The organism is Shewanella sp. MF05960 (genome assembly GCF_050849305.1).
Lineage (GTDB): Bacteria > Pseudomonadota > Gammaproteobacteria > Enterobacterales > Shewanellaceae > Shewanella.
The window spans coordinates 1-24,952 of sequence record NZ_JBOZPS010000030.1 but is presented as its reverse complement, the minus strand read 5'-3'; the positions used below and the strand labels follow the sequence as shown (position 1 = coordinate 24,952).

Below are 24,952 nucleotides of genomic sequence, written 5' to 3'. Positions count from 1 at the left end.
TTGAAGTAGCATCTGCCACTGAGTAGTTGTTCTGTATGTTTTCATCACCTGCTCCAAATTTATCATTGAGCAGGTATTTTTAGATAATCAGAACATCGATGCTAGGTGTACTTCGCTAGACGCTTACTAAATACCTTTGTAAATTGTAGATAGCTACAGACGCTCACAACATCGAAACTCGGTATACTTCGCTAGATGCTTAGGTGTTAATACCCCAAAAATAGGAGATTATTATCGTATAGATGCGGATGAAATGATTAAACAATTATCCTTACCGCACGACGATGAAATTACCAGTATTGGGTTCACTACACATACATAGAAGAATAATTCTCTACATAGGCTTCCCACACTGGAGGTGTACCAATTACATCTTGTACTGTTTCGATAAATTTTTTGACCAGTGGCGTTTGATTTCTGTGCGGGTAAACGGCGTATAACGCGCCAAAGTCACTTGGAAACCGGTAGTTTTGCAGTATAGGGACTAGTCCGAGGTCTTTAAGATTTGATTTAAGCACGGACAGATCAACGATTGAATAGCCCAGGCCAGCCTGTGTGGCACAGATAAGCGATTCTACGCTGTTTGCTTTAAATCGTCCGTTTATACTGTATTTTTCCATTTTACTGTGACCGGAAACTGCCATTTCCAGCTTGTCAAAAGTAAAGGGGCCATTTGAGTAGGTGATGGCAGGTAAGGATACAAGCTCTTTAAGCGTTTGAGGATTACCGTGCTCTTGGATAAAGTTTGGAGAGGCGAGAATAACCAATTTAGTTGGTGCGAGTTTCTTCGCTATATTGGTTGAGTCTTTGGGGGAATTTAAGCGAAAAGCAATATCGAATTTTTCGCCTATAATATCCGTCAATCTATCATCTAATGAAAGCTCAATATAAGTTTCCGGGTATTTTTTCATGAAAAGGTTGATGGCTTTCTGCAGATATGGATTGCCGAACGAAACATAACTGGTTATGCGTAATAATCCCCTAGGTTCAGTATGAAAAGTCTCCGCCAAGCGTTGGGTTTTACTGAGCTCATTGCGGATAACTTTGGCTTGTTCCAAGATCTCACGCCCTGCATCGGTCAGGGATAAAGATCGCGTGGTGCGGTTGAGCAACCTGACGCCTAGTGTCTCTTCCAATATTTTAAATTGCTTAGTGACGACCGCTCTATCCATGTGCCTGAGCTCAGCGGCTTTTGCAAAGGATCCTTGATAAACAATATCCAGGAACAGGTCAAGGCGAGTCGCTATATCCATGTTTTATCCGCAAGTTAATTAAAAAATGAATCTGAAGCTCTATCCATTGAAAGAGACAAGTAACTTAAATCGATGGCCAGTCAGTTTTTTGGAAGTCCGTCATTGAAGTCTTCAGCATCTGCATGATAGCCCATTGCTTAGGCAACATTACAGGCGCAACGGTTTAAATTACTTTTTTTAGCATTTTTCTGAGTGCAATACTAAAGCTTTCCGGGCTATCTTCCTGAACAAAATGGCAGGCGTCAGGTACAAGTTGCACGTCTGCTTTAGGAAAGTGAGAGCGCCATTTTGCAATGGCTTCAGGCGTGCCATGATTGAAGTCCTTTTGGCCAAAAATAAACGCTATTGGTTTATTCGCGAGTGTTGTTAGCCTGGCCTCTATTTTCTCCAGCCATGCGCCTGCAAGGGTGATCTGCTGAGGAAAAATAGCGGTTGCTCTTCTTGACTCTGGTGTCGGGAATGCCATGGTGTAAGCATCAACGATGGCTTGGTTACTGCTGGACTCTTCATTGATATTTGCCAGCATTAGCTTAGTCACAAAGAAGTTCTCGTCCAGTACTCGCTGTTCCATCTCGGGTGTTCTAAATAGCATAGAAAACTCCTCGATACCGCCATCCACTTTCCACGCCCAAGTATTGGAAATTACCACACCAAGTACGTTATCCGGATGATTAGTAGCCACGTTTAGTCCGGTTGGCCCACCCCAGTCTTGAACAACCATGATGAATTTGTCTACTTTCAGATGTTCAAAAATTAGGGATTCAATCCACTCAGAATGCTCCTGTGGCGTAAAACCGAAATTAGCAGGCGTATCTGAAAAGCCAAACCCGGGTAAATCATAGGCAATAACCCGAGCTTCCTTTGACATATCTTTGATTATATTGCGATTTAAAAAAGACCAATCGGGGTTGCCGTGCGTCAGAACAATAGGAATGCCCTCACCTTCATCGACGTAATGCATCGATGCACCATTACGTTCATACCAGTGGCTCTTAAACGGATATTCTTCCTTGTCTACTATAAAAGGACGTTGCTTTTTATTGGTCACATCCGCGTTGTTGATTATTGGATCTGGCTCGACTTGATAGCTGATTAGTTGTGAAGGTTTATCAGCAAGTTTTTTTAATGCTTCTACAGACATGTATTCCTCCTAAAAGGTTAAAAAACGATTCCCGAGTTTAATTGATTTTACCGAACAATTAGTTGAGACATAAGCCATAAAAGCAATAATAGCACTCTGCATACGCTTTATTGTTTCTTAATATTCAATAATCAATTGACTATACGCCTCTATATCATTGCTTTGAGTCGCGCGATAATCCAATTCAATCAATCAATCACCTTGATTGAGCATTTACACTGACGGAGTTAACAATATTGAAATCTACCATCGCATCGGCCTTTATCGGACTGTCTTTATTATTTGCTAACGCGACTCAAGCCGCCTCATTAGCACCACAATGGGAATTAACCGGGTTCTCGCAACCTGAATCTGTTTATGTTTCACCTGAACATGAATGGATCTACGTTTCTAATGTAAACGGTAATGAACCTGGCTTTATCAGTAAGTTATCAAAAAATGGGGATATCGAAGAGCTGAAATGGGTTGACGGGTTAGGTATGCCAACAGGCATGGGGATGTTTAAAAATAGCCTTTATGTAGTAGATGGCACTCAGGTGCATATCATTGATGTGGAAAGCGGAAAAATCACAAAAAGTTTACAAGCAAATGACGCTGTCATGCTTAATGACCTGACGGTGAGCGATAAAGGGCAAGTTTTTGTTGGAGATATCGCGTCAGGAAAAATCTACACCCAGGTCGAGAATGAACTCGTTGTTTGGATGGAAGATAAAAAAATCCCACATCCAAACGGTTTATTGGCACAGGGTAATACACTTTTTGTCGCCAATTTGGCCAGAAAATTAGCTCAGCAATTTGAGCCTGAAGAGTATGGTTCAATCTATAAGATTAATATCGCAGACAAATCGCTGAAAATGGTCAATTCAAGCTACAGACTTGGTGGTTTAGATGGTCTAACCGAATTGAATAATTCACTGGTTGTCAGTCACTTCCCTGCGGGTGAGATTTATCAGATCACAGACAAAGAACGAACGCTGTTAGGCACGTTAGATATTAGTACTGCGGATATTAGTGTTGATGACAGTACTGATACGTTGTTTGTTCCATTCTTACTTAAGAACAAAGTGGCTTCTTATAAGATCATCAACGATTAAAGTCTATAGAAATAAAAGGTCTAGGAAAAGGAACTGAAAAATGAAGAGAGTATTAACACTCGCAGTAAGTTTATTCGTATTGTCAGCATGCTCAGCTATGAATACCAATGAGCTGGCGAAAAATACGTCAGAAAAAAGTATTTCTGGTTCAGGTTATGAGTCATTAAGAGGCGCCGTGATCAATTACGGCTACGATGGTTTTGATGATTTTAACCTGACTATTTATAACAATAAAATCAAATGGCTCGGTCAAAAAGGATACTTTCAAGGTGTTGCCAGTGAGGTTGTGCCACAGATATCAAAGGTTGCTGATAATATTTATTTCTTTTCCTGGTCTACTGGGAATGGAGGAGACAATGTTGTCCATAATTATAACGCCATGAGGGTCAATGCTCACTTGTCAGAGTCTCGGGTAAAAGAGGCTTTGTGGCAGATCCACGGTGATGTTTACAATATCAATAGCCCTGCAAGTGTTTTTCCACACTCACAACTTACCCCTGTTGAAGATATTGGCAAAATATTAAAGAAAAACATCGCTGAGAAGAATCTACCGCCATTTGCCTTCTCAACAGAAATATCACATTTCCCAGAAGATATCGCGGGCAGAAACGAGTTAACAGGGCTTGCTATAAAATATGATACGCCTGATGGCGTGATAAAAATCGAAGTCGATGGTGAGCGCACTTACGTCAGTAAAAATAATCAGGATAGGAAAGATGTTTTTACCGCAGCCACTAAGATTGCGGATGGTATCTACTTTATCTCATGGGAAAAAGGGGGTGATAGTGATCATATCGTCGTTAACCGAAATAGTATGACCGTTTTTGATCATGTATCCCCAACAGGTGAACGTAAAGAAGCTATTTATGACATTACCTATTTTGGCGCCAAGTAATACAAAGCAAATAGGCTATTGTTTTTTATCAGCGCAACGGCCATTAGAGTCAGCAACTCGACATACTTTTAAACTAATGATGCGCACTTTATGTGCTCAAAAGGAAAAATACGATGAAAATTGAAATGTGGGCTGATTATACCTGTCCTTACTGTTACATGGGACAAGCCAGTCTTGATCAAGCGCTTGAAGGACTTGAATTGAATGAAGAGATAGAAATTGTACACAAAAGCTTTCAGCTAGAACCCAATGAAGCTTGTCACGCTGGTGAAGACCTCAATGATCTGGTGGCAAAAAGATACGGTAAATCATACGAATGGGGCAAAGCCCATAACGAAAAACACACTCAAATGGCCGCAGATTTTGGTTTGCAGTTGAATCTGGCCGCTCAAACTATCAACAATACGATTCTGGCACATCAAGCCACTAAATTTGCTGATGCAGAAGGTAAAAAAGAGCTGATGATTGAGCGTATATATCAAGCTACCTTTGAAGAAGGCAAGGATATCGGCGATAGACAAACGTTATTAGATCTTGCCGGCGAAATTGGTTTGGATGCGGATAAACTCGCTAAAGCATTTGAAGAAAAAACCTACCTTAACGCGGCTCATGCAGACATTACAGAGGCCGGAGCAAAAGGGATAAACGGTGTTCCATTTTATCTGATCAATGGCAATATACCTGTGTTCGGCTTGCATAAGGTGGATGCATTAAAAGCAATTCTACAACAAGCGAGTGAACAATCGTAATCTTCAACGATTATGAGGAACTCATAAAACCAGATATTTGACAATAAGATATTAATATTCAGTCGTACCGAAACAGGGACATTATTAACATCAAATAACTCGTAATATTCTTTTGGACTACACCAGGCGTCAAAAATAGTCACAATCATTGAAGGTGCATTAATACTCTAGCTACAATACAAGCCTCTTTCTCATTTAACTGGTTTGTTCTTAAAGGGAAATACGCTCATTGCTGCCAATATGGCGAGTAAGGTTGTTCAGCAATTTAAACCCGAACAGTTTGGTTCGGTTTATCAGATTAATATCGGTGACAAATCTGTACAGATGATTAACTCAGGCTACCGGCGTGGTAGTGTGGAGGCGTTGCACAGTGGAACGATAATCTCGTTATCAGCCATTTGCCAGCGGGTGAAATTTATCAGATGACAGGTAAAGAACGTATTTTATTAGGTATCACAGATGTGAGTGTTGCTGATACCTGTTTTAATGACATCTGTGTTAATGATAGCACTGACATCTTGTATTTTCGGTCTTGTTCAAGGGCAAAGAGGCTTTTTATAAGAGAGTTAATGACTCAGTTAATGGACCCAGTTAATGACCAAATCAATAGATAAGAAGAGTAACAAATATGAATAGACGTGATGTATTAAAAGCCACCGCGCTTACAGCAATGGGCGCAGCAGCGGCATTAACAAATGGCTCTGTTTTAGCTCAGTCAGTTTCGGAAAAAGATCATAACAGAGTATTCAAAAATATTGTTATGAGCAGAGAAAAAGGGATTCTCATACTACGCATCAATAAACTGCCTCGTAATGAGGTGTCACAGATCACCCTGCATGAACTCAATATGGGTCTTGATATGGCTGCTGAAGACAAATCAGTGGGTGCAATTGTAATAACAGGCTCAGAGAGTGTTTTTTCAGCAGGTGCCGGAGCTGACGTTTTTCAGGAGCAGACTCAAGGAATGCCAACGCACGCCTCACTTGCTCATCAGGTCTTCAGCAGAATTGAAGGTTTTCCGAAGCCTGTGATAGCTGCAATTAACGGATATAGCGGTGGCGGTGGTAATGAATTAGCATTTGCTTGCGATATTAGAATAGCAACGAAGAGTGCTACATTTAGACAGCCAGAACTCCAGGTCGGACTCATTCCCGGATTTGGTGGCATGCAAAGGCTTCAGCGTCATATTGGGCTAGGACGAGCAATGGAGATGATGATCTCTGGCCGCTTGATGGATGCAAATGAAGCATTATCATTTGGATTAGTAACAACTGTTGTTGCAGATAATGAGGTATTAACCGCCGCAATATCAATGGCTGAAAAATTGATTAAAGATGTCAACGGACCTGCGTTCGCCGCATTCAAAGAGCGCATGGGTGCATCTTACAGTGAGCCTTTTGGCGCAGCACTAAAAAATGACCAACTTGCATTTGATCGCTTGGTAGTAACCGAAGAAGCACACTCTGCACTGCAGCGTTTTATCGCAAAACAAAAAGGCTAAGCTAAGCTAAGCTTTTTTGTTCGCCATTACACTAAAATGGATTATTACGAGGGCTATCCATTCAACGCCACCAGTGTAAATATGTTGAAAGGATAAAAATCCTAACAACAAAGACACCTGCCCTCCTACAAATTTATCGGGAATATATTTGAACAGCTTTAGCTGACCCGAAGGGTGAGTGTTATGGGTGGCAGCGCACAAAAACTACCAGTACATTTATCATTTTTATTGGCCATTCTGGCGATGGGCTCACTGAGTGAGCGCATAAACCAACTGATATCAATTAAGCGTTTACGGTATTCAGTAATGCATTCATTAACCGTTTGAAGTTCAAATGAGTTAAGGTCTTCTTCTTTTAGGTATTTCTGTGTGAGTAACGTGCCCTTAAAGCCTTTGTTCCATTGAATCAGTCTCTCTTTGTCTGACCACTTTTTTGCTTTGTTAGCATCTATTTTTAACACCACATGCAAATGATGACTCCCAGCCCTGGTAAAAAGAGTGCATAAGCACAGATATCAATAGCAAAAATGGTCGCCAATTCAAGAATGCGTGAGTCAACCCACTCACGCCGATGCTCAAAATTCTCACCTGTTGAGTTATCTATTCCACATAGAAATGCCTTACGCACCACACAAGAACAGCAGTGACAACTGTCTATTTACAGGAGCAGGCGTATTTTCTAGGCTAACGATAGTCTGTCTAGGTCTGGCCATCTTAGATTACCGTTTGGAAAGGGTAAATAAAGCTTATTTCAGCGCTCAATATTTAGCCAACAATCTTGGGTATCTTAATTACGAAGCGGATATTCAGCAGTTTAATATCTTCACTCACTTGGCACCAACCCAAAGGAAGCAAATCGCCAACTTCAAAGTCAAACTCCAGATAAAAGAAAACCAGCTCACGCTGGCTTTCGTTAGTGTTGTTAACTTTGCTCCCAAAGAAGCCAAACCTTCGGGCAACTACTGTGGGTGGTTGAAATAAAAAAGTAAATCTGACTTTATTTAGTTAATTACTACGAATCCATTTTATTTTTTTAGGGTTAAAATAAATCTTTTTTTTATTTAACGGAAGCAAAGTATTTTCAAAGCTTATTGATAATTTATTAAGTTTTGGGTTATCTAACTCATAAACTAAATTAAAGCAGTCAAACTTATCATCTACTTTTGCTTTGGTAATATTTAAGATCTTATTTTCCATTTTCTCACTATTCGTGCCCCAAGCTTGACCATCATAGTCGAAATCACAAACAACTGATCGTTCAGTTTTAAGAACAGTAATTGGTTGGTATTTCATGCTTGACGTAGCACCATTTAATTCCACCGAAACATTATACGGTGAAAAAGAGTATTCCTGAGTATTTACCCTTCCTCTAACACCCATTTTTATGACAAAAACATTTCCTTTATCTAATTTAGGGTTGGGTTCTTTGCTTACTTCCAAACCAATGAATTTCGAACCTCTGTAGCTGGTTTGATAGTGGTTCAAATAAACATATAACTCTACTTTACCCATATCTAAAATATGTGAGATTTCCTTGGGGTTATAATTATTTGTATCCACTACTCTTTCCCATTCTGTTGTGGATGGTACTAACCTCTCTTCCACAACAACATGAGCACACGCAGTAACTCCCAAAACAGCTAGAAGTAGGAATCGCCTAACCTGAAACATATATTAATAGTTCCTTTCTAAGTTTTTATAGTAATCATGATTAAAAAAACGATAAAAAACGATGCCACCCATTTCTTGAACAAATAACATAACTCGTTTTCATGGCTTTGGCGAGTGTTACGATCGATGTGATCAACTCATCAATGTCTATCGATATGGCTAAAATATTATCGTTAAATGAGTGATTTATGGTCCTCTAAGAAATTCAGCACAGCAGAATATCTTGATATCTATCAAGTATAAGGAAGATGGTGGTTTTTCAAGAATTAATGCTTAAGCGCACAGCCAGCGCTGACAATTTGCAGCGCCTTGTCGTAGTTTTCGGTCCAAATGCTCACAGTATTCGGTTAATGCGGGTAATGCACCGACTGCACCTTTAAATAAAGCACCAAATTCAGTGGTGATTTTGAGCCAATTCTCTGCAGGGATGTTGAGTCTATTCAATATATCCTGACTGCTTGAGCTAATGGCGCCACGTTTATCTTCTCGAATAATCCGACCGGTATCTTCAACCAATACTATTTAGTCTTTCACACTGAACATGAGCCCGTTAGGCATATTGAGTCGCACATTACCCACAAACGGTAATAGCTCTGTTGGTTGCTCACCTTTCATTGCTGAATTGATTCGGCGCTGAATACTGGTGTAATCTGAGGTTTCTGGGGTTGCAGCCATTCTGGCTCTGACTGGGTTTAAATCCACATAAGCTATACAGGCTAAAACTGCGGCTTCATCAAGCAGTGCTTGAGACTTAAAGCGTCCTTCCCAGCAGCGACCTGTGCACTTATCTTCTTTATTGGCCATTCTAGCGATGGGCTCACTGAGTGAACGCATAAACCAACTGATATCAATTAAGCGCTTACGGTATTCGGTAATGCATTCATTAACCGTTTGAAGTTCAAATGAGTTAAGGTCTTCCTCTTATAGGTATTTTTGTGTGAGTAACGAGCCCTTAAAGCCTTTGTGCCATTGAATCAGTATCTCTTTGTCTGACCACTTTTTTGCTTTGTCAGCATCTATTTTTAACGCCACATGCAAATGATGACTCCCAGCCCTGGTAAAAAGAGTGCACAAGCACAGATATCAATAGCAAAAATGGTCGCCAATTCAAGAATGCGTGAATCAACCCACTCACACCGATGATCAAAACTCTCACCGGTTGAATGATCAACTCCGCACAGAAATGCCTTACGCCCCGTGAACAACAGTGATCACTTCTTATTTGCAGGAGAAGGCGTATCTTCTAGGCTAACGATAGTCTGTCTAGGTCTGGTCATCTTAGATTACCTGTCTGAGTTAAGAATAACGAAAGCCTAGTTGGGTGCTTGCGATTAACCCCATCTGGTTGGGTGATCATACTGTTCCTTATGCTGTTCCACCGCAAATTGAGCGATCGATCAAAATAAACTTGAACGACTGTTCACATTGCTTTATAGTTCATCCCATCAACGAAGAGACAATCAATCAATTTGTTTTCTTGTTACAAGTTTCAACATTTTAAATAACTAATTGGATTAAGACATGACAGCATTTAAATCAGACGTAATCAGCCGTGAATCATACCGAGTCAATGGTGCCGACCTTTCTGTACTTCAAGCAGGCAAGATAGGAAACCCAGTCGCGTTATTAATTCATGGTATTCCGGCTAATGCATTACTTTGGACTAAAGTCATTGAAGCACTATCTGCTCGAGGTTACTTTGTTGTTGCGCCTGACTTACCTGGTTTTGGTGAAACAAAAGTGTCTGATAAAAGCCAGTATGGTATTCAAGCAAGTGCAGATTTACTGAATGACTGGATTATCGCGCAAGGTTGGAAGAATATCTGGCTTGTCGCTCATGATATTGGTGGCGGTGTCGCTCAAGGTTTGATGGTAGCAAATGAAACAGTCTTTCAAAAAGCAACCATATCCAACGCGATAACAGCAGATACGTGGCCTGTACCTGCAATGCAAGGTCTGATTGATGCAGCAAACGCACAGCAGTATGAAATAGCGGCAAAATCCGGAATGCTTGCAGAACAACTTGCCCCTTTGGTTCGTGCAACGTTTGTCAATCAACAACAGATAACTGATGAAGTCCTGGAAACAGTATTTCTTGATTCAAAACTAAACACTGAAACGGGTAGAGCTAAATTTGCAGACCTGCTTCGTAGTTTAACTAATGAAGATACGCTAGCGAACATGGAAGCATTGAAAAAAGTAAACCTTCCTGTCAACCTGATCTGGGCGATGCAAGATCCAAATCAACCGTGGGAAGGTCCTGGTTCAATCCTGCTAAATACATTTAAAAACGTGACGGTCAATAAAATTGAACAGGCGGGTCACTTCCTGCAAATTGATGCCGAGAAAGAGTACTTAACGCTACTACTTGGATAGGACGTTATAAAAACCACTTTGTTAGCGTTTAACTGGACGATAACTTCAATGATTTTATGTGGGAGATGAAGAATCACTCCCCATTATTTATAATATTAGGACCATAAAAACATGCTACTTTCTATCGTTAGTTTTGTTTTACTCAATACTGCATTGGTACATTACTTTTCTAAATTAAAGCAGAACAAAGCAGCAAAGAATCCTGTGTTTCTTAAGAGTGCAATGGCCATTAGCTCTTTATCGTCGGTGTGGGCAATAAGTACACTTTTTACAACGCCTACACCGGTGGCTTCAACGGTTTTTATCATCGTCATAGCGCTTTATGTATTATCAACCAGCGCGATATTTACTTTTCTTCTTTCTACAGCAGAAACACCTATTGGTGATATTAAAATCGCGGTAGGCGATGATCTTTTAGCCTTTAACACTGAAAACTTTGACTCTAGCTCACTGGCAGGTAAGCGTACATTATTGAAGTTTTATCGAGGCTCATGGTGCCCTTATTGTTCGGCAGAACTGGTTATGTTTGAAGCGCTTAAGCCTCAATTAGATCAATATAACATTCAAATAGTCGGTATTTCTAACGATACCGCTGAACAACAACAAAAACACAAAATACGCGATAATATTAGCCACACGTTGGTGGCAGATCCTAAACTAAATATCATCCGACAATACGGCGTTGAGCATCATAAAGCGCTAGGCGCAACGTCAGAAGAGCTGATTAGTATTTTTGGTATTCCCATGCCCCTTCCTTGGAAAATGAAATATAAACCGATGTCTATTCCAACGTCGATATTAATCGATGAGAATGGAAAAATCCTATGGATTGACCAATCAGAGGATTATCGTTTACGTGCAAGCGAAGATGCCGTAATGGGTGCGGTTGCAGCTAATTTTGCTAAAGATTAATAACCAATTTCATTAAGTAATCTTGGATAATGTAGGCATTATTGAAGCATATTAACTAAATTGCAGTTACACAGAATCTGTTACACCCTCTAAGCCTTAGGTTTGTCGATTTGGCATTTAGTCTTAAATCTTGCTGAGGGATAGCTTGCTTGTAATAAAGAGGAACCCAGAGTTTAAATCTCTATCTTTCGCCCAAATAAAAAGGCCTTAGGTTTGTCGATTTGGCATTTGGTCTTGGATCTTGAGGAGGGATAGCTTGCTCGTAATAAAGAGGAACCCAGAGTTTAAATCTCTATCTTTCGCCCAATAAAAATGCCTAATCTTTATTGATGTGGTATTTGATGTTGAATCTTGAGGAGGGATAGCTTACTCGTAATAAAGAGGAACCCAGGGTTCAAAGTCCTATCTTTCGCCCAATAAAAAGGCTCATCATTTCTGATGAGCCTTTTTATTTAATGTGGCGGAGGGATAGGGATTTGAACCCAGACTCTCGAATTAAATGGTTAAAATAGTCGTTTAAATTCATATGGTTGCAGTGTTTTACGTCTTCAAATCCTGCAATTGCTAACTAAAATTGACTATATTCCTGAAGTTGAAAAAAGTCAATGATTATGAACTGATTTCATTAGGTGCAGATTTCACTGTTAAGCCCGCGTCTTTATAAACATCAGGGCAGTACAACCGCTTCTAGCGGTAAATGAGCGCATCAAAAGCAACGATAAAAGTGAGAGTGTTGTACAGAAAACTAAGGCCAAAAAGCCTTCAGTGAGCAGAGTATTATCTTGACTCACCGGGAGCATCCATATATGGCCATTTTATTTTTGCGAGCTTGTTGATGAATGGCTGCCTTGGGTTCATATTGCCATTGGTAACTTAAAGGCATTTTTACTTGGGACATTCCATGGTGTTTCAGGAAAGTACCTGCAAGAATACCTGAGTGAGTTCTGTTATCGGTTTAATCGTAGACAAACGGAAAGAGAAATACCTAACATATTGTTAAATTTGGCAATAATTTACACTCAAATACATTCTTACTGAGCCAAGTACACAGGCATGTATAATAATGACTATTATTTATAGCTTTTCATATTTACCTATAAAGATATTCCAACAATGAGCGAGAGGTAACGAAAAAGGAATTATACAAAAAGATCTGAGTCACAATGGCTATGTGCTGTATCGATGCCAGTATCGCAAAGCCAAATCCAATTAATTTTCATCATCTACCAAAAGAGTTGAATACTTTTATACGATAGTTGTTAGTAACCCATCATTAAGTGATAACGTCACATATTACGTTTTTCTAATCGCCGCTGCCGATTGAGCTCATCCAGTTGGGTGGTCAGTTTACGGATTTTTTTCTGTAGCTCACGATATTGATTCAAGTTGAGCTCGCTACCTGAAAAGTTGTTTAACTCTTTACTTGCCCACATGTTTGCAAGCTCAATAATGAGGTGTTCGGCTTGGCTGAGATTGCCATGCTCGATATTTTTGAACATCAGTAAATGAAAGCCGTCAAATAGAATGGTGAGCATTACGGCATCGGTAATTTGGCCGTCTTGATATTGGCTATCTTGTTCATTGTAAGACATCGCGGCTATAAGATTTGCCACTGTAGTCATGCTAGTGGCACCAACAAATAGTTGGCACACATCAGTATCTGATTTGAGTATATTGGCTATCTTGTCAGCAAAAGCCGATTTATGCCATTGATCCCTTACTGCCTTAATAAAACTCATATCTCTGTTCCAACTATTTATTATCTAGAGGCTAAAAAGTATTGCGTGTTAACGATACCGCTGGACGGGCATAGGGACAATTTACAATACACGGCACACTTCATCTAAATAAGCTTGGGTGAGTGTCGCGTCCCACGGTAGAAATCAGTTTGGCCATGCTGTGTCATAAACGCCTCGTTAGCAAAAACATTATTACGATAAACCACAGCATAAAATAAGCGCCCCTAGGGGAGCCAAGCTGGGGTAAACTATACTTCTGAGTGATTTAGCACTTTGCCATCTGTGCTGCTAGCGCGAGCATGAGGTTTGGTTTCATCAACAAGTTAGTTGCCGTTACGCTGCTGTTCGGCATTGTCTCAAAGCTAGGCAGAATGGCATCTGGATGTTTGGCCCTAAGTTCATCCATGGTGCCAAAGTCGATGGCATGCATAAAGGCAAGACTCTACACAACTTGGTGGCTTGCCTTCAGCTAAGCGCTCAAAACAACAATCACATTTGGTCATCACTTTGCGGGCTTTCTCGATTTGCGAAGCATCGTAAGAACAAGCTGTGGTGCAGCTCTCACAGCCAATACACAAGTCTGCATCTACAAGCACTAAGCCATCTTTCGAAAAAAACGTACAACCCAAATTAACCAAACAGGCTGACCAGTTAAGTTTTTCACATTCGGTAACCGAAGGCTATGGTGACACAACATCAACATCGCTTGAACTGGAATTACAGCCTGTGACTGTCGCAGTACAGTCCATAGCTAAATCATTTTTAAGAGACCTCTGCGTTCCATTAACGCAGCTGGTAGCTAAACGACAACATCACTTGGTGCGCGTTATAATTGTGGTTAAGTTTGCCAAATGTGGTTAATCCATTAATGGCATCAACATCGACTTGCACATTGTCGGTGTCGTAATAACGTTCGTATTGATAGCCCAGCTTGACGCCCAGTTGTTCACTCACCTTATAATTTGCATACAGCTCTGCACTGTGGTGATAAGAGTAGTAATCCCCCTGAGGTTGCGTGGTGGTGTAGATCACTTGCTTGTCACTGTCTGAGTTGGCAAATAGATAATCTAAACCTAGGCTTAGTTTGTCTTGCATTAAACCGTTGTAATCTATACCAGCACCTAAGTTGATAAACTCATCGTCTACATTGACTGACCAATCTGCGGTGCTGAAGCTTTGGCTGCCGTTTTGCTTAGACTCAATCCACTGTTTTCCTGCAAACGCATAACCCGATAGTTTTTCTGCAAACTGCATATCGACATTGAGGTTGTAGCTGTAGTCTTCAGAAGAAGTAAGGCCTAGAACTGTCTCGCTGTAATCATCTTCGGCATATCGCCCCATCAGGCTAATGTTGATCCAATCCGCTGGAGCGTGATTGAACTTGGCTTCAAAAGCGGCTCTGTCACGGTCTGCTAGGTAGAACTTACGCAATAGTGGGTTTTCAGAGCTCGACACCATCCCGTTAGCTTGATATTGGCTACCATCGCGCTGACTAAAGCTGGCTTTAAGTTTAAGCTTACTGTTAGCGATGCTGCGGATATCGAGCTTAGTCCACATGGCACTTTCATCAGTCTGCTCTCGGTCACTGTGGCTACGTTCTAATTCTTTGCGGTCAAAGCCTGCTTGGAGGCGATAATCACTATTAATGCGATAACTCATATTGAGTTTATAAGTGAGTTTTTCAGTATCAAAGAGCACATTTTGCTTAAACGCGCCGCTGATCCCGTCCGGTTCCAATTGGGCAAACTCCCAAGTTGAACTCTGGTTGTCACGCTTGGCATAACTCACGTTGGCGCCAAGGTGTAAACGATTGTTAAGCATTGAGGTAATAGCCAATTTGCCGTCGGTGGTATCGACTTGACCATCCCAGTTTTTAATAGGGTTACCTGTAGTCTGGATAACGGCTGCATCTTGAATCATTCGCCCTGTTGCAAGCAGTGAACTGATGGCGGTGCGATTAATTAAATATTTACCCGCTAAGCTAATTCGATAAGCACTATTATCCGGTGCAGGAGCATAGATATCAGCTAAGTAAGGTAGGCTTAATGAGTCGATTTGATTGTCAAATTCACTGTATTGATAATTCAGTGAAGTAAGCCAGTTTTGACCACTGATGCTTAAACCTGAGCTCAGTTTATCTGTGGTGGCATCAACCGGCAGACCAAAGTTTGTTGGGCGCGGGCTGACAAAACTAGATGCCTTATAACCTGTCTTATCTTCTTGGCTATAGCGGGCAAAGACTTGGTAGTCTTGCTCACCAAATTGTTGTTCTGCAGATAGCCCCATACCAATCTGTTGGCGCTTAAGTGATAACTCTTGAGTTTGTACTGCCGCACTTGGGGTTAAGTTGCCGCCGGCATACCAAAGGTTGCTTTTTGCGTCACCATGTTGATATTGACTGAGTTGACGGTAATCTAGCTCGGCTTGATAATGGCCAACCTTACCGGCTTCAAGGTGAGCACTGCTGTTGGCAAGACCTAGGTTGCTTGCTTGCGCTTTGGTTTGATAGCCATCTTTAGCGCGATACTGGACATCGGCATTGAGTACAGCATTACCGCCATCTTCGCTATTAAACGCATTGGCACTGTGGATATCATCACTGTCGTTATAGACGGCACCCAGTTCAACATTACCGCGATAGTCACTGTTGTCAGCGCAACGCTTACATTGATATTGGTCGGTATTGACGCTAGCGGTATTGGCCTTATTGACACTAAAGTCTGCAGCTATCACTGAGGTAGACGCAGAGATAAGCGCTAGGGTGATGAGATTTAATGGATATTTCATATTATTACGCCTCAATTAACGCTGCAGCTTGCTGCCGGCAGGATGGTTAGAACCATGAATTTGACTATGACAGTTCAAGCAACTGTTACCGCCACCGAATGCGTCTTGGCCAGGTTGTGATACAACACGGCTGGCATGTCCATCATCCATATGGCATTGCTGACATAGCTGAGGAGCTCTGCTGTTGAGCATTGATTTGTTAACGCTTCCGTGAGGGTTATGACAGCTGACACAGTTTTCAGTTACAGGTGCATGTTCCCACAGGAAAGGTCCGCGCTTCTCGGCATGACAGCTATAACATGTGTCGTTAACGGTTAACTGCTCAAGGCTACTTTCGCCCATAGAACCATGAGGATTATGACAGTCGATACAAGTCATCTGGTCCCACTGCATTGGATGAGATGAGCGTTTGTTCATTGCCGCTTTTTCTTCTGCATGACAACTAGTACAAGTGTCATTTACAGTCAACTTAGCCATTACGGGGTCTTTAGCGGTATGAATTTGGTGACAATCGGCGCAGGCCACTTCATCAAGGTTATGACTGCTGCTGTGCCAGGCTATCTGCTTAGGGTCATTATGGCATCCTAGACAAGTGCTGTTTTGACTAGCAGCATCAAGCTTGCTGCCTTTGCCAAATGCAATCATCGGCTCTTTGCCACCTTTATTGTGTAACCCTTGGGGACCATGGCAGGCTTCGCATTGCAGGCCGGCCATTGGTGAGTTTGCTGGAGTATTTTGTCCGTGCACGCCATCAAACAGCGCCATGACAGTGGCATTTTTCTGATGACACATCAGACAGGAATCAGCCCCTTTCTTAGAGTATTTACCCTGAGAAAATTTCTCCGCCAGTTGCTGCTCTAGTTGTTCACCAGTGAGCTGATCCCAAGGGGCCGCCTGAACAGAGAAGGATAAATACGCTAAAGCGAATATCCCACAAAGTAACGCAGTGATAATACATTTATTCATCATCTTGGCCTTACAGTTAATTATTATATGGGTTGGTAATGTTGGTGTTAAATACTTAAAAGACCGCCCAAGCTTAAAAATATAGAGGAATTTTTTTAGGCGTCACACCATGGGTTCGAGTCAGGAACAGCAACAACTCACGCGCTAGAATAGCAACACCTTGGTATAAATTAGTTTTGGATTGCTCTTCGACCAATTGCAACATTCTCGGTGCCCATGGCATTAAATGCTCAGCAAGCAACTCGTGCACCCCCTGCTGGTTACCTTGAACAATCAATGCAGACAAAACTGCGAGCATCAGTCCGATATGATCAATCGGCTCTTTTTGTTGTAAATCAAATTGAATCCCGTTGATATCACAAAATATCTGAAATGCAATGGTGGTCTTACTGCAAATCAAATTCTCCCTATCTGAATAAACTGAGCCCCAAGGGTAGGAAAATACAGGGCCGGGACCTACAAATAAAGCGTAATAATCACGTTCCAATGTATAAATATCATCTTGATGCAAAGATGTGAGTATCTTCTGCGTAGCATCTTGCAACGCTAGCGGTTCTCCAAGATCGGGCCATGAAAGAAACATACCGCTTTTTGACAACTCATTGAAATAGTCGCTCTTGGGTCTTTTATAAAAAAGATGGTGAAGAATGTTCAGTGCGGCTACCGAAAGTTCTCGTTGGTTGTTGTGCATTTGGATCTCTCCACTCAAATAACAAGCCGATACACTCGCACCGGCTTGAGTTGCATTTAAAAGTTAAACTTCAAAGTCGTTCAGAATGCTACCGCCGCCTTGAGACTTGTTATGAACTTTAATAATTAGATTTGGATTCGTCACTGAAGACGATGGCAAAGGATGAATATCAGCAATCTCGCCATACTTAGCTCGTAATTGATCTATTTCACCAAACTCTAAAGCTCGTAGTGGACAAGAATCGACACAAGAGGGGTTTAAGCCTTGCTCTAGACGCTCAAAACAGCCATCACACTTTGTCATTACACCACGCTCACTATCAAACTGAGGCGCATCATAAGGACAAGCTCTAGCACAACTTTGACAACCAATACATAAACTGGCTTCAATATGCACTAAGCCATCTGACCGACGCTTGTAACATGCACCCGTTGGACATGCTTTGACGCATACAGGGTTAGAGCAGTGGTTACAACTAATAGATGCATAGTAATTAAAGACATTTTGCTCATAGCTACCGTCAGCATTTTTACTCCAATTGCCGCCGCCATACTCATAAACCCGACGCCATTTAACATTTAGGGGTAAATCACTTCTATCTTTGCAAGCAATGTGACAAGTTTTACAGCCAGTACATTTTGTTGTATCTATAAAAAAACCATATTGAATTTTAGTACTCATTATTTATTCTCCAAGCAATCAGTTAGGCCAAAGTAATCTCTACCAAATTGGTATGTTGAGGATTACATTTTCCCATGGCAGTTGGACGCAGGGAGGTTAGGCTATTCACACACCCACCAACATCTATACCATTCTCAATTTTAAGCCACGCACCTTGAGGCAATGATACGACACCAGGCATTATTCGAGGAGTGACACGGGCACGAGCTATAAGGACGCCACGCATGGAAGTCACTTTCACCGATGCTCCTTGCACAATTCCGCGCTGTTTTGCATCAAATGGATTAAGCCAAATGGCTTGCTCTACAGCTTCTTCCATCCAGGAATTATTGCCAAAACTAGAATGAGTTCTACCTTTCGTATGATGACCAATTAACTGTAGTGGATAATCTACTTTGGTCGCTGCATCTAAAGCGCCCTCCTTGGTTTTTATGAACTTAGGAATTGCAGGGATATCCTCACTACCATCGATACTCCAGGGATCGGTGATAGTCCAAGTGTCGGCCATAACCTGAAGCGTTTCAGAATAGACTTCAATTTTACCGCTCGGAGTGTTTAGAGGGTTGGCAACGGGGTCATCAACAAATGATTTAAGCCCAATCAAAGGCGAGAAATCCTTAACATGATAGATACCTTGTTCAAGTAGTTCATCATAATTAGGATACCCGTTAGCATCAGCAACCTTATTATATGAATACTCAACCCATTCTTGGTAAGTTCGCCCTTCGCTATACTCCTCTTCCAGGCCTAACCGCTTAGCGAGTTCGAGGCACAGTTCAAAGATCCCCTTCGCATCGACTGGTGGCGTAATAGAAGAAGTTACAGCAGTCAGTGTACCCACATTGGTCCCAGGGTTAGCAACAATGTCGGTCACTTCTGCATCGGTCAGATCCGGCAGTAATATATCGGCATACTTAGCGCTCGCCGTCATCTGAACATCGTGGACAAGAATAAACTCACATTTAGATTCATCCAGCAGGATCTCATGGGTTTTTGAGACATCCCCATGCTGATTGATCAACGCATTACCGGCATAATTCCAGATAAACTTGATATCTGTAGGGAGCTGCTCTACCCCACGAATACCATCGGTTGTACTCTTCATATCATGGCCGCGCATAACAGCCTCGGTCCATGAGTAACATGGGATAGAAGCTTTAACCGGATTTTCGCCGACTGGCGAAAAGAACCACGGATAAACATTGATAGCCGCATCCAACCCTGTGTTAGTCCCTGGCAGGCCTACTTTACCAAGCAATAGCGGTAACATTGCTATCGAACGCACATTCTGCTCGCCGTTAGCATGACGTTGCGGACCTAGCCCTTGGCACACAAAAGGTGCCTCTGCGGCAATAAGCTTATCTGCTAACTCAATAATCTTTTGAACCGGAATTCCTGTAATCTTAGCCGCATACTCAGGTGTTTTAACAATACCATCTTCGCCAAGCCCAAGAATATGCGATTTATAGTCGGCACCAGCTGCTGCACTCTCGGGTAATGTCGTCTCATCATACCCAATACAGTATTTGCTGAGGAATGCTTCGTCTGCAGCTCCTCGGCTAATAATTTCATAAGATAAAGCTTCACATAACGCGGAATCCGTACCTGGACGAATCGGTAACCATGTTGCATCAAGCGCCGTAGCCGTATCTGTGTATCTAGGGTCGACAATCACAACTTGAAGCCCATTCTCTTTCACAAATTTGTTAATCGCAAATGCACCACTAGAACCACTCATTTCTGTTTCGGCAGGGTTAAAACCAAAACTGAGATAGAAATCTGATTTAGCGATTTCGGCATAACCACTTTGCTCGCGAGTGCCATACAACCATTTGGCAGCATTGACCATTTGCCCACTGCTATAGGTGTTATGTTGGCGCAAGAACCCTCCAGTAAGATTGAGCAACTTTCCGCCCCACTGGCCTGCTTGAGTCCAATGACCACCAGAAAAACAGGAGTAGAGACGCCCTGTACCATAGTTGGGATAGATAGCCTCGTTGCCATAATTTTCGACCGTCCGCTTAATTGCCACGGCAATGATATCGTATGCTTCTTCCCAACTAATCTCTTCAAATATACCTTCACCACGTTTACCAATTCGTTTCATTGGTTTTTTAAGTCGGTCTGGTGCGTATACCTTTCTCTTAAATGAACGCCCTTTAGCACAAGCACGGGATTGATGGTCTTCCCAGTCATCATTACCTGTCGCATCAGTCTCCACACGAACCAAAACCCCATCTTGTGTAATGGCTCTTAGAGGACAAGCATGGCCACAGTTACAGGTACAACCGAACCAATCAGTCTTTTCCACTACGCTTACTGGCTGCTCGCTAATGGCGGTTTCAGATTTTTTACTACCACATGCTGTGATGCAGCTAACGGCGCCTGCCGCCGCACTCATTTTTAAAAAGTCACGTCTTTGCATGATTTTATCCTTTATTGTTTAAAGCTGATAATTGAAAGTCAACGTGACAAGCTAAGCGTTATTGTTGCTGCCCATGCCACCTAAAGTAACCAAACCAGAAAAACTCTGAGAAGGTATTTCTGCATAATCAGTGTCGTAAAAGCGTACTTACTGGTCGTTAGCCTTTATTTTCTCCTTAGGCGTCAGTTGATATGTTGCATGAAGGGAAGCATTGTGAGCCCAGGAAAATAATCACCATACTTGGTCTGGTCAGTAACCGTGGTTTCTAAGTCCGATTCACGATAACTGTAATCTAGCCAGGCACTTAACCTATCCCCCATAAAGCCACTAATGTTGGCACCGATTCCGTAATGACTAAATTCGTCTTTTACGGCACCAGTCCTATCTGCGGTTGCAAATGATTGACTGCCACTTTGAACCGAATCGACCCATTGCAGGCCGCCCAACAAATGCAGATTAAATTTGTCACTCACTTGATAGTTGATAGCAACATCAAATGTGTTGTTTGTAACATCCTGCAAACCATTTTCTGTATCGTCATATTGGTCTTCGGAGTAGTGATAGTTAACATCGAGCCCAAGATCATCAAATAGATACTGAGCGAGCTTAAGTGATAACGGCTTCCTCTCGCGATCAGCCAAATTGAACTTACGTAACAGCGGGTTACCTTCTAAATCAAGGTTTTCAGCTTCAAATGATGAGCCATCACGGCGACTCCACTCAGTACCAAGAGTCACATTATAGTGTGCCAAAGGATTGAACTTGAATCGTGAAAAGAATTTGTTTTCATTGATTTTTTCTCGAATGGAGAATGTTCGATCTTCCTCTAAACGTTGATATACACCAAAAAACTTAGCACCGTAGCCTAGACGGTACATTGCATCCAACTTATATGTACTCAGCGCAGAGTCCTTAGGTTGTTTTTTTTCAGCAGGCCCAGAAAACTCATCAAATGGAGGCGCATAAAAAATAACACTTCTAAAAATCTGCTTTAATTTTGTCATTTTCAATTCCAAAAACATCTCTTCGCACCTATTTGGAGATATGCATAATTACAGGTTTTTTAGGGAATAAAAATGTAGTATCCGGCCATTGATAACAACAAAGATCACACTTCAATTAAATATAATTACTTCCAACTATTAAAACTAATCTTTGAAATATTCAAATAAACCGAGTGTTTACGAAAAAGCATAAAAAAACACTTTGAAAAACATTAACTTCAATTGCGAAACTAAATAAAAAACTGACCTTGAAACAGCTAAACCTTAATAAAACACATATTAGTTCGTTGTCGGTAATACATGTTAATATTGGTCGGAAATGATGACTTAGACACAGAAGGTAATTTAGGTCATGCTAATTAGATAAGAAATTATTTGATGTAGTTATAGGGGCTAATCTTTGTTTAAATTTGTACTTAGAAGATAAGCTCGTATAATTAACTTCGCCAAAAACAAATGCAACGAGATGACCACACCCAGATTAATGTTCACTCTTGATATGTGGTCGAAACTAAAAGCTATTTTGCTTAATCACAGAGTTATAACAAGCAAGAACATTGAGTTACGATGGAAGAGATCTATTACCGATTGCGTATCGGTTGCCCTTGGCGATATTGACCTGAATATTTGGGTTTATGGAATACCATTTACAGTCGATTTTTACTGTGGTCAAGAAAGAATATTTTATTCAGACAGTTCAAAAAATTATCGACTGATAGCGATACTGAGTGAGAATTTATTGATGACAGTTATGTAAAAACCTTCAATACAGTTCAGGTGCATCATCTGATGAAAATCGATCTGTTAGCATTAGTCGTGGTGATGATGCAATCAAAATTCATCCCGCAGCAGGCAGTTATGGCTTACCGATAGAGCTAGTTGTTACTTGTGGAGGAGCTCTTGATAGCAAAGCGGTTAATGCCCCGATTGAACTATTACCACAAAGTCATTGCATTATTGCGGACAAAGACTACGACAGTGAAGTGATTAGAAATAATGTGTAATTTTGGATTCAAAGGCCGTAATCCCTAGTGGAAAAAATTCAAAACAAAGAAATAGCGATATTGATTTGTGTTTATACTAGGGCGAGATCGCGAACGTTTTATGAACAAGTTGAGTGTATTTATCAAACTACATTTGTTCGGAATGTTATAACCTCAAGAATGATGGCGTACTGAACACATTAAGTTTTAAAAACGCACTAAAGCTGTACAAAAACGCTCACAAGCTCGCCATGGTTACCAATATGAAAGATACAGCCCTTAGAAGTAAATAATTCAATGTAAAAAGGCAAGTATATGGATACAAAACGTAATTATTTATTAAAAATCACTAACCTTTCTCAAGAATTCATAGATGCTGGAATTGAACCTCAAGTGATAGAGAGATTGATAAAATCAAGTTATTCAGTGTCACTCAAAAAAGGCGATTGCTTTCATGCTTGTGATGAAGGCGCCATGCTAATTTATTTTCGTTCAGGTTGCTTGTTTGATGTTCTCAATATCTCAGAAGATTACCTGAGTACATCATTATTGTGGACACCAGGATATATTACCGTGACGCTTCCAAAAGAACTGAACCAATTTGAGAATAAATCTTATTACTATATATGCCTTATCGATGCCGAAATCACGGTAATTCCTAAAACTGCTATTTACAGAGAACAACAAATTTCAAAGCAACTCTTTAACTTTATATTACAACGCTCAAGTGAGTACTTATTTGCCAGTAGAGATATGGCTCTCATGCGTGCAACACTAGATAAGAAAGAAAACATTGCTCTTCGGCTAATTGTAATGTACATCAGCATGGAAGGAGTTAATTTCAGTCTCACTATTGATGACCTTAGCTTACTGGCAGGAACAAATAGAAAGTATTGCAGTGAATATATAGCGACACTTCAAGGGAAAGGTATATTAGAAAAAGGATACGGCAAAGTAACCATCATCGATTTCGTCAAATTGAAACGGGAACTGGATCCCAAAATAATCAATTTTTTCAGTAACTATTTAAGATTAAAAAAAATAAACTAATAGCTATATGATAACTGTACATAAAATCAGTACATGACACAGAAAAGGTGCATGCTGATTTTTATCTTTCACGCTTTTGATTTTTTCACATGCGCAGCATGTGGCTTTGGGGTTAAGGGGTATCCCCTTGCCCGAGCTTGTATCCGACCTTTTTGGAACAAAAAGTGGGATACAAGCGCACCGGGTTACTGTATGTACCCACTTTAAAGTGGGTTAATCTTTTTAGCCGTCAAAAATAGCCGATATACACTTTTACGCACTCTTTGAGTGCTGTTATTTAAATAAAATTGGACCAGAATGTCTGAGATTAGTCGGATAATGATGAATTTATCTGCAATGATTTGGCTCTCTATGAGAGCGATTTTGTTTGTTAACAAAAAACGGTCGCACTGTTGGCTATCTCTCAAAGCAGATCTTTAGAGTATTTGAGTTAACTCTTAATGGGACAAAGGATTGTTACTGGCATGCCTTCCATTGATTGATATTACACGACTCTAGTGTAAGTCTGTCCGTCTAAAACTCGCAGGACTTGCCCGACATCCTTTGCATCTATGCGACTATAAATTTCCTCTGCCGTATATTCATTGGCTAGTTGACGGATTGCGCGAACCTGCTCCGCCGACAATCGACCGTCTCTGCCGCAGATCTGTGCGATCGCCCAATCATTATCTCGCCACTTCTCAGCAACCCATGGCGCAGGTAAACCTTTACGAGGATGCTCTTTAAACCATTTACTCAGAATTGGATCTCGCTGATCCGGTATTGGCACAACCGATTTAGCAATTAGCCCATTCTCTCGTAGGTATCGTAGCCCCGATTTACCCCCAGGGATCATATTGAGACGGCGTTCATCTTGCCAGTGACCTTCAACCAGAAACTCCTCTGCTTCATACAATGCATCGATGTTATCGTATGCGTCCGGCGAACTACGTCTTGTCTAGACTAACCTGCCAGGGTAAGAGACTGTTGAGGTCACAATCAGGGTAGGATAATTGTTCTAAGCAGTGTTCGATGTAATCGAACGGAGTAAGTCC

21 protein-coding genes and 2 pseudogenes are annotated in these 24,952 nt (G+C 41.2%); 9 read left to right on the top strand and 14 right to left on the bottom strand.

Annotated elements, in window-relative coordinates; translation table 11 throughout:
• Window positions 1–308: 308 nt before the first annotated feature.
• Both ACROAE_RS19705 and ACROAE_RS19700 read right to left on the bottom strand, forming a co-directional pair.
• Window positions 309–1,253 (bottom strand): LysR family transcriptional regulator, encoded by a 945-nt coding sequence (locus ACROAE_RS19705; protein ID WP_432405696.1) that lies wholly within the window; start codon window positions 1,251–1,253, stop codon window positions 309–311.
• Between the two features lie 163 nt (window positions 1,254–1,416).
• Window positions 1,417–2,394 (bottom strand): alpha/beta fold hydrolase, encoded by a 978-nt coding sequence (locus tag ACROAE_RS19700; protein ID WP_432405693.1) that lies wholly within the window; start codon window positions 2,392–2,394, stop codon window positions 1,417–1,419.
• Between the two features lie 236 nt (window positions 2,395–2,630).
• Between ACROAE_RS19700 and ACROAE_RS19695 the strand changes: the two genes are divergently transcribed.
• The 4 genes from ACROAE_RS19695 (at window position 2,631) to ACROAE_RS19680 (ending at window position 6,633) form a co-directional block, all read left to right on the top strand.
• Window positions 2,631–3,488: a hypothetical protein gene (locus tag ACROAE_RS19695; protein WP_432405690.1), complete on the top strand. Its 858-nt coding sequence runs from the start codon at window positions 2,631–2,633 to the stop codon at window positions 3,486–3,488.
• Window positions 3,489–3,528: 40 nt separating this feature from the next.
• Window positions 3,529–4,383, top strand: a complete 855-nt coding sequence (locus tag ACROAE_RS19690) for a hypothetical protein (protein WP_432405687.1) — start codon at window positions 3,529–3,531, stop codon at window positions 4,381–4,383.
• A gap of 113 nt (window positions 4,384–4,496) precedes the next feature.
• A complete protein-coding gene (locus ACROAE_RS19685; protein ID WP_432405684.1) occupies window positions 4,497–5,132 on the top strand; it encodes a DsbA family oxidoreductase in 636 nt (211 codons plus the stop codon).
• Window positions 5,133–5,760: 628 nt separating this feature from the next.
• The gene (locus tag ACROAE_RS19680) at window positions 5,761–6,633 is read left to right on the top strand and encodes an enoyl-CoA hydratase/isomerase family protein (protein ID WP_432405680.1); all 873 of its coding nucleotides are present in this window, start codon (window positions 5,761–5,763) and stop codon (window positions 6,631–6,633) included.
• A gap of 158 nt (window positions 6,634–6,791) precedes the next feature.
• On the opposite strand, the gene ACROAE_RS19675 is transcribed toward ACROAE_RS19680, so the two are convergent.
• Window positions 6,792–7,097 carry a hypothetical protein gene (locus tag ACROAE_RS19675; RefSeq protein WP_432405699.1) on the bottom strand — a complete coding sequence of 102 codons (306 nt, stop codon included), beginning with the start codon at window positions 7,095–7,097 and terminating at the stop codon, window positions 6,792–6,794.
• An 85-nt stretch (window positions 7,098–7,182) separates the two neighbouring features.
• Between ACROAE_RS19675 and ACROAE_RS19670 the strand changes: the two genes are divergently transcribed.
• Window positions 7,183–7,614 (top strand): hypothetical protein, encoded by a 432-nt coding sequence (locus tag ACROAE_RS19670; RefSeq protein ID WP_432405677.1) that lies wholly within the window; start codon window positions 7,183–7,185, stop codon window positions 7,612–7,614.
• 24 nt (window positions 7,615–7,638) lie between these two features.
• On the opposite strand, the gene ACROAE_RS19665 is transcribed toward ACROAE_RS19670, so the two are convergent.
• Together ACROAE_RS19665 and ACROAE_RS19660 are read right to left on the bottom strand one after the other, a co-directional pair.
• Entirely contained in the window at window positions 7,639–8,304 is a 666-nt protein-coding gene (locus ACROAE_RS19665; RefSeq protein WP_432405672.1) for a hypothetical protein, read from the bottom strand.
• A 273-nt stretch (window positions 8,305–8,577) separates the two neighbouring features.
• A pseudogene (locus tag ACROAE_RS19660) lies at window positions 8,578–9,581 on the bottom strand (transposase).
• Window positions 9,582–9,825: 244 nt separating this feature from the next.
• On the opposite strand from ACROAE_RS19660, the gene ACROAE_RS19655 reads away from it, so the two are divergent.
• The 3 genes and pseudogenes from ACROAE_RS19655 to ACROAE_RS19645 form a co-directional block, all read left to right on the top strand.
• Window positions 9,826–10,680, top strand: coding sequence for an alpha/beta fold hydrolase (locus ACROAE_RS19655; RefSeq protein ID WP_432405669.1), 855 nt, complete (start codon window positions 9,826–9,828; stop codon window positions 10,678–10,680).
• Between the two features lie 111 nt (window positions 10,681–10,791).
• Window positions 10,792–11,592: a peroxiredoxin family protein gene (locus tag ACROAE_RS19650; RefSeq protein ID WP_432405665.1), complete on the top strand. Its 801-nt coding sequence runs from the start codon at window positions 10,792–10,794 to the stop codon at window positions 11,590–11,592.
• Window positions 11,593–12,417: 825 nt separating this feature from the next.
• Window positions 12,418–12,630: pseudogene (locus ACROAE_RS19645) on the top strand (transposase); the annotation flags it as partial.
• Window positions 12,631–12,878: 248 nt separating this feature from the next.
• On the opposite strand, the gene ACROAE_RS19640 reads toward ACROAE_RS19645, so the two are convergent.
• The 9 genes from ACROAE_RS19640 to ACROAE_RS19600 all read right to left on the bottom strand — a co-directional run bounded on the left by ACROAE_RS19640 (window position 12,879) and on the right by ACROAE_RS19600 (window position 21,885).
• Window positions 12,879–13,331: a hypothetical protein gene (locus ACROAE_RS19640; RefSeq protein WP_432405662.1), complete on the bottom strand. Its 453-nt coding sequence runs from the start codon at window positions 13,329–13,331 to the stop codon at window positions 12,879–12,881.
• Window positions 13,332–13,596: 265 nt separating this feature from the next.
• Entirely contained in the window at window positions 13,597–13,761 is a 165-nt protein-coding gene (locus ACROAE_RS19635) for a hypothetical protein (RefSeq protein ID WP_432405702.1), read from the bottom strand.
• Window positions 13,730–13,927 carry a 4Fe-4S dicluster domain-containing protein gene (locus ACROAE_RS19630; protein ID WP_432405659.1) on the bottom strand — a complete coding sequence of 66 codons (198 nt, stop codon included), beginning with the start codon at window positions 13,925–13,927 and terminating at the stop codon, window positions 13,730–13,732. Before ACROAE_RS19630 ends, ACROAE_RS19635 begins: the two co-directional genes overlap by 32 nt.
• Before the next feature lie 187 nt (window positions 13,928–14,114).
• Window positions 14,115–16,118, bottom strand: coding sequence for an MtrB/PioB family decaheme-associated outer membrane protein (locus ACROAE_RS19625; RefSeq protein ID WP_432405656.1), 2,004 nt, complete (start codon window positions 16,116–16,118; stop codon window positions 14,115–14,117).
• 15 nt (window positions 16,119–16,133) lie between these two features.
• Window positions 16,134–17,087 carry a DmsE family decaheme c-type cytochrome gene (locus ACROAE_RS19620; protein ID WP_432405652.1) on the bottom strand — a complete coding sequence of 318 codons (954 nt, stop codon included), beginning with the start codon at window positions 17,085–17,087 and terminating at the stop codon, window positions 16,134–16,136.
• A 70-nt stretch (window positions 17,088–17,157) separates the two neighbouring features.
• Entirely contained in the window at window positions 17,158–17,775 is a 618-nt protein-coding gene (locus ACROAE_RS19615; protein WP_432405649.1) for a TorD/DmsD family molecular chaperone, read from the bottom strand.
• 63 nt (window positions 17,776–17,838) lie between these two features.
• A complete protein-coding gene (locus ACROAE_RS19610) occupies window positions 17,839–18,456 on the bottom strand; it encodes a DMSO/selenate family reductase complex B subunit (RefSeq protein ID WP_432405646.1) in 618 nt (205 codons plus the stop codon).
• Window positions 18,457–18,478: 22 nt separating this feature from the next.
• Window positions 18,479–20,881, bottom strand: coding sequence for a DMSO/selenate family reductase complex A subunit (locus ACROAE_RS19605; RefSeq protein ID WP_432405643.1), 2,403 nt, complete (start codon window positions 20,879–20,881; stop codon window positions 18,479–18,481).
• A 182-nt stretch (window positions 20,882–21,063) separates the two neighbouring features.
• Window positions 21,064–21,885, bottom strand: a complete 822-nt coding sequence (locus ACROAE_RS19600) for an MtrB/PioB family outer membrane beta-barrel protein (RefSeq protein WP_432405640.1) — start codon at window positions 21,883–21,885, stop codon at window positions 21,064–21,066.
• Window positions 21,886–23,183: 1,298 nt separating this feature from the next.
• Between ACROAE_RS19600 and ACROAE_RS19595 the strand changes: the two genes are divergently transcribed.
• On the top strand, window positions 23,184–23,918 hold the full coding sequence (locus ACROAE_RS19595; protein WP_432405637.1) for a Crp/Fnr family transcriptional regulator: 735 nt from the start codon (window positions 23,184–23,186) through the stop codon (window positions 23,916–23,918).
• Window positions 23,919–24,952 lie beyond the last annotated feature (1,034 nt).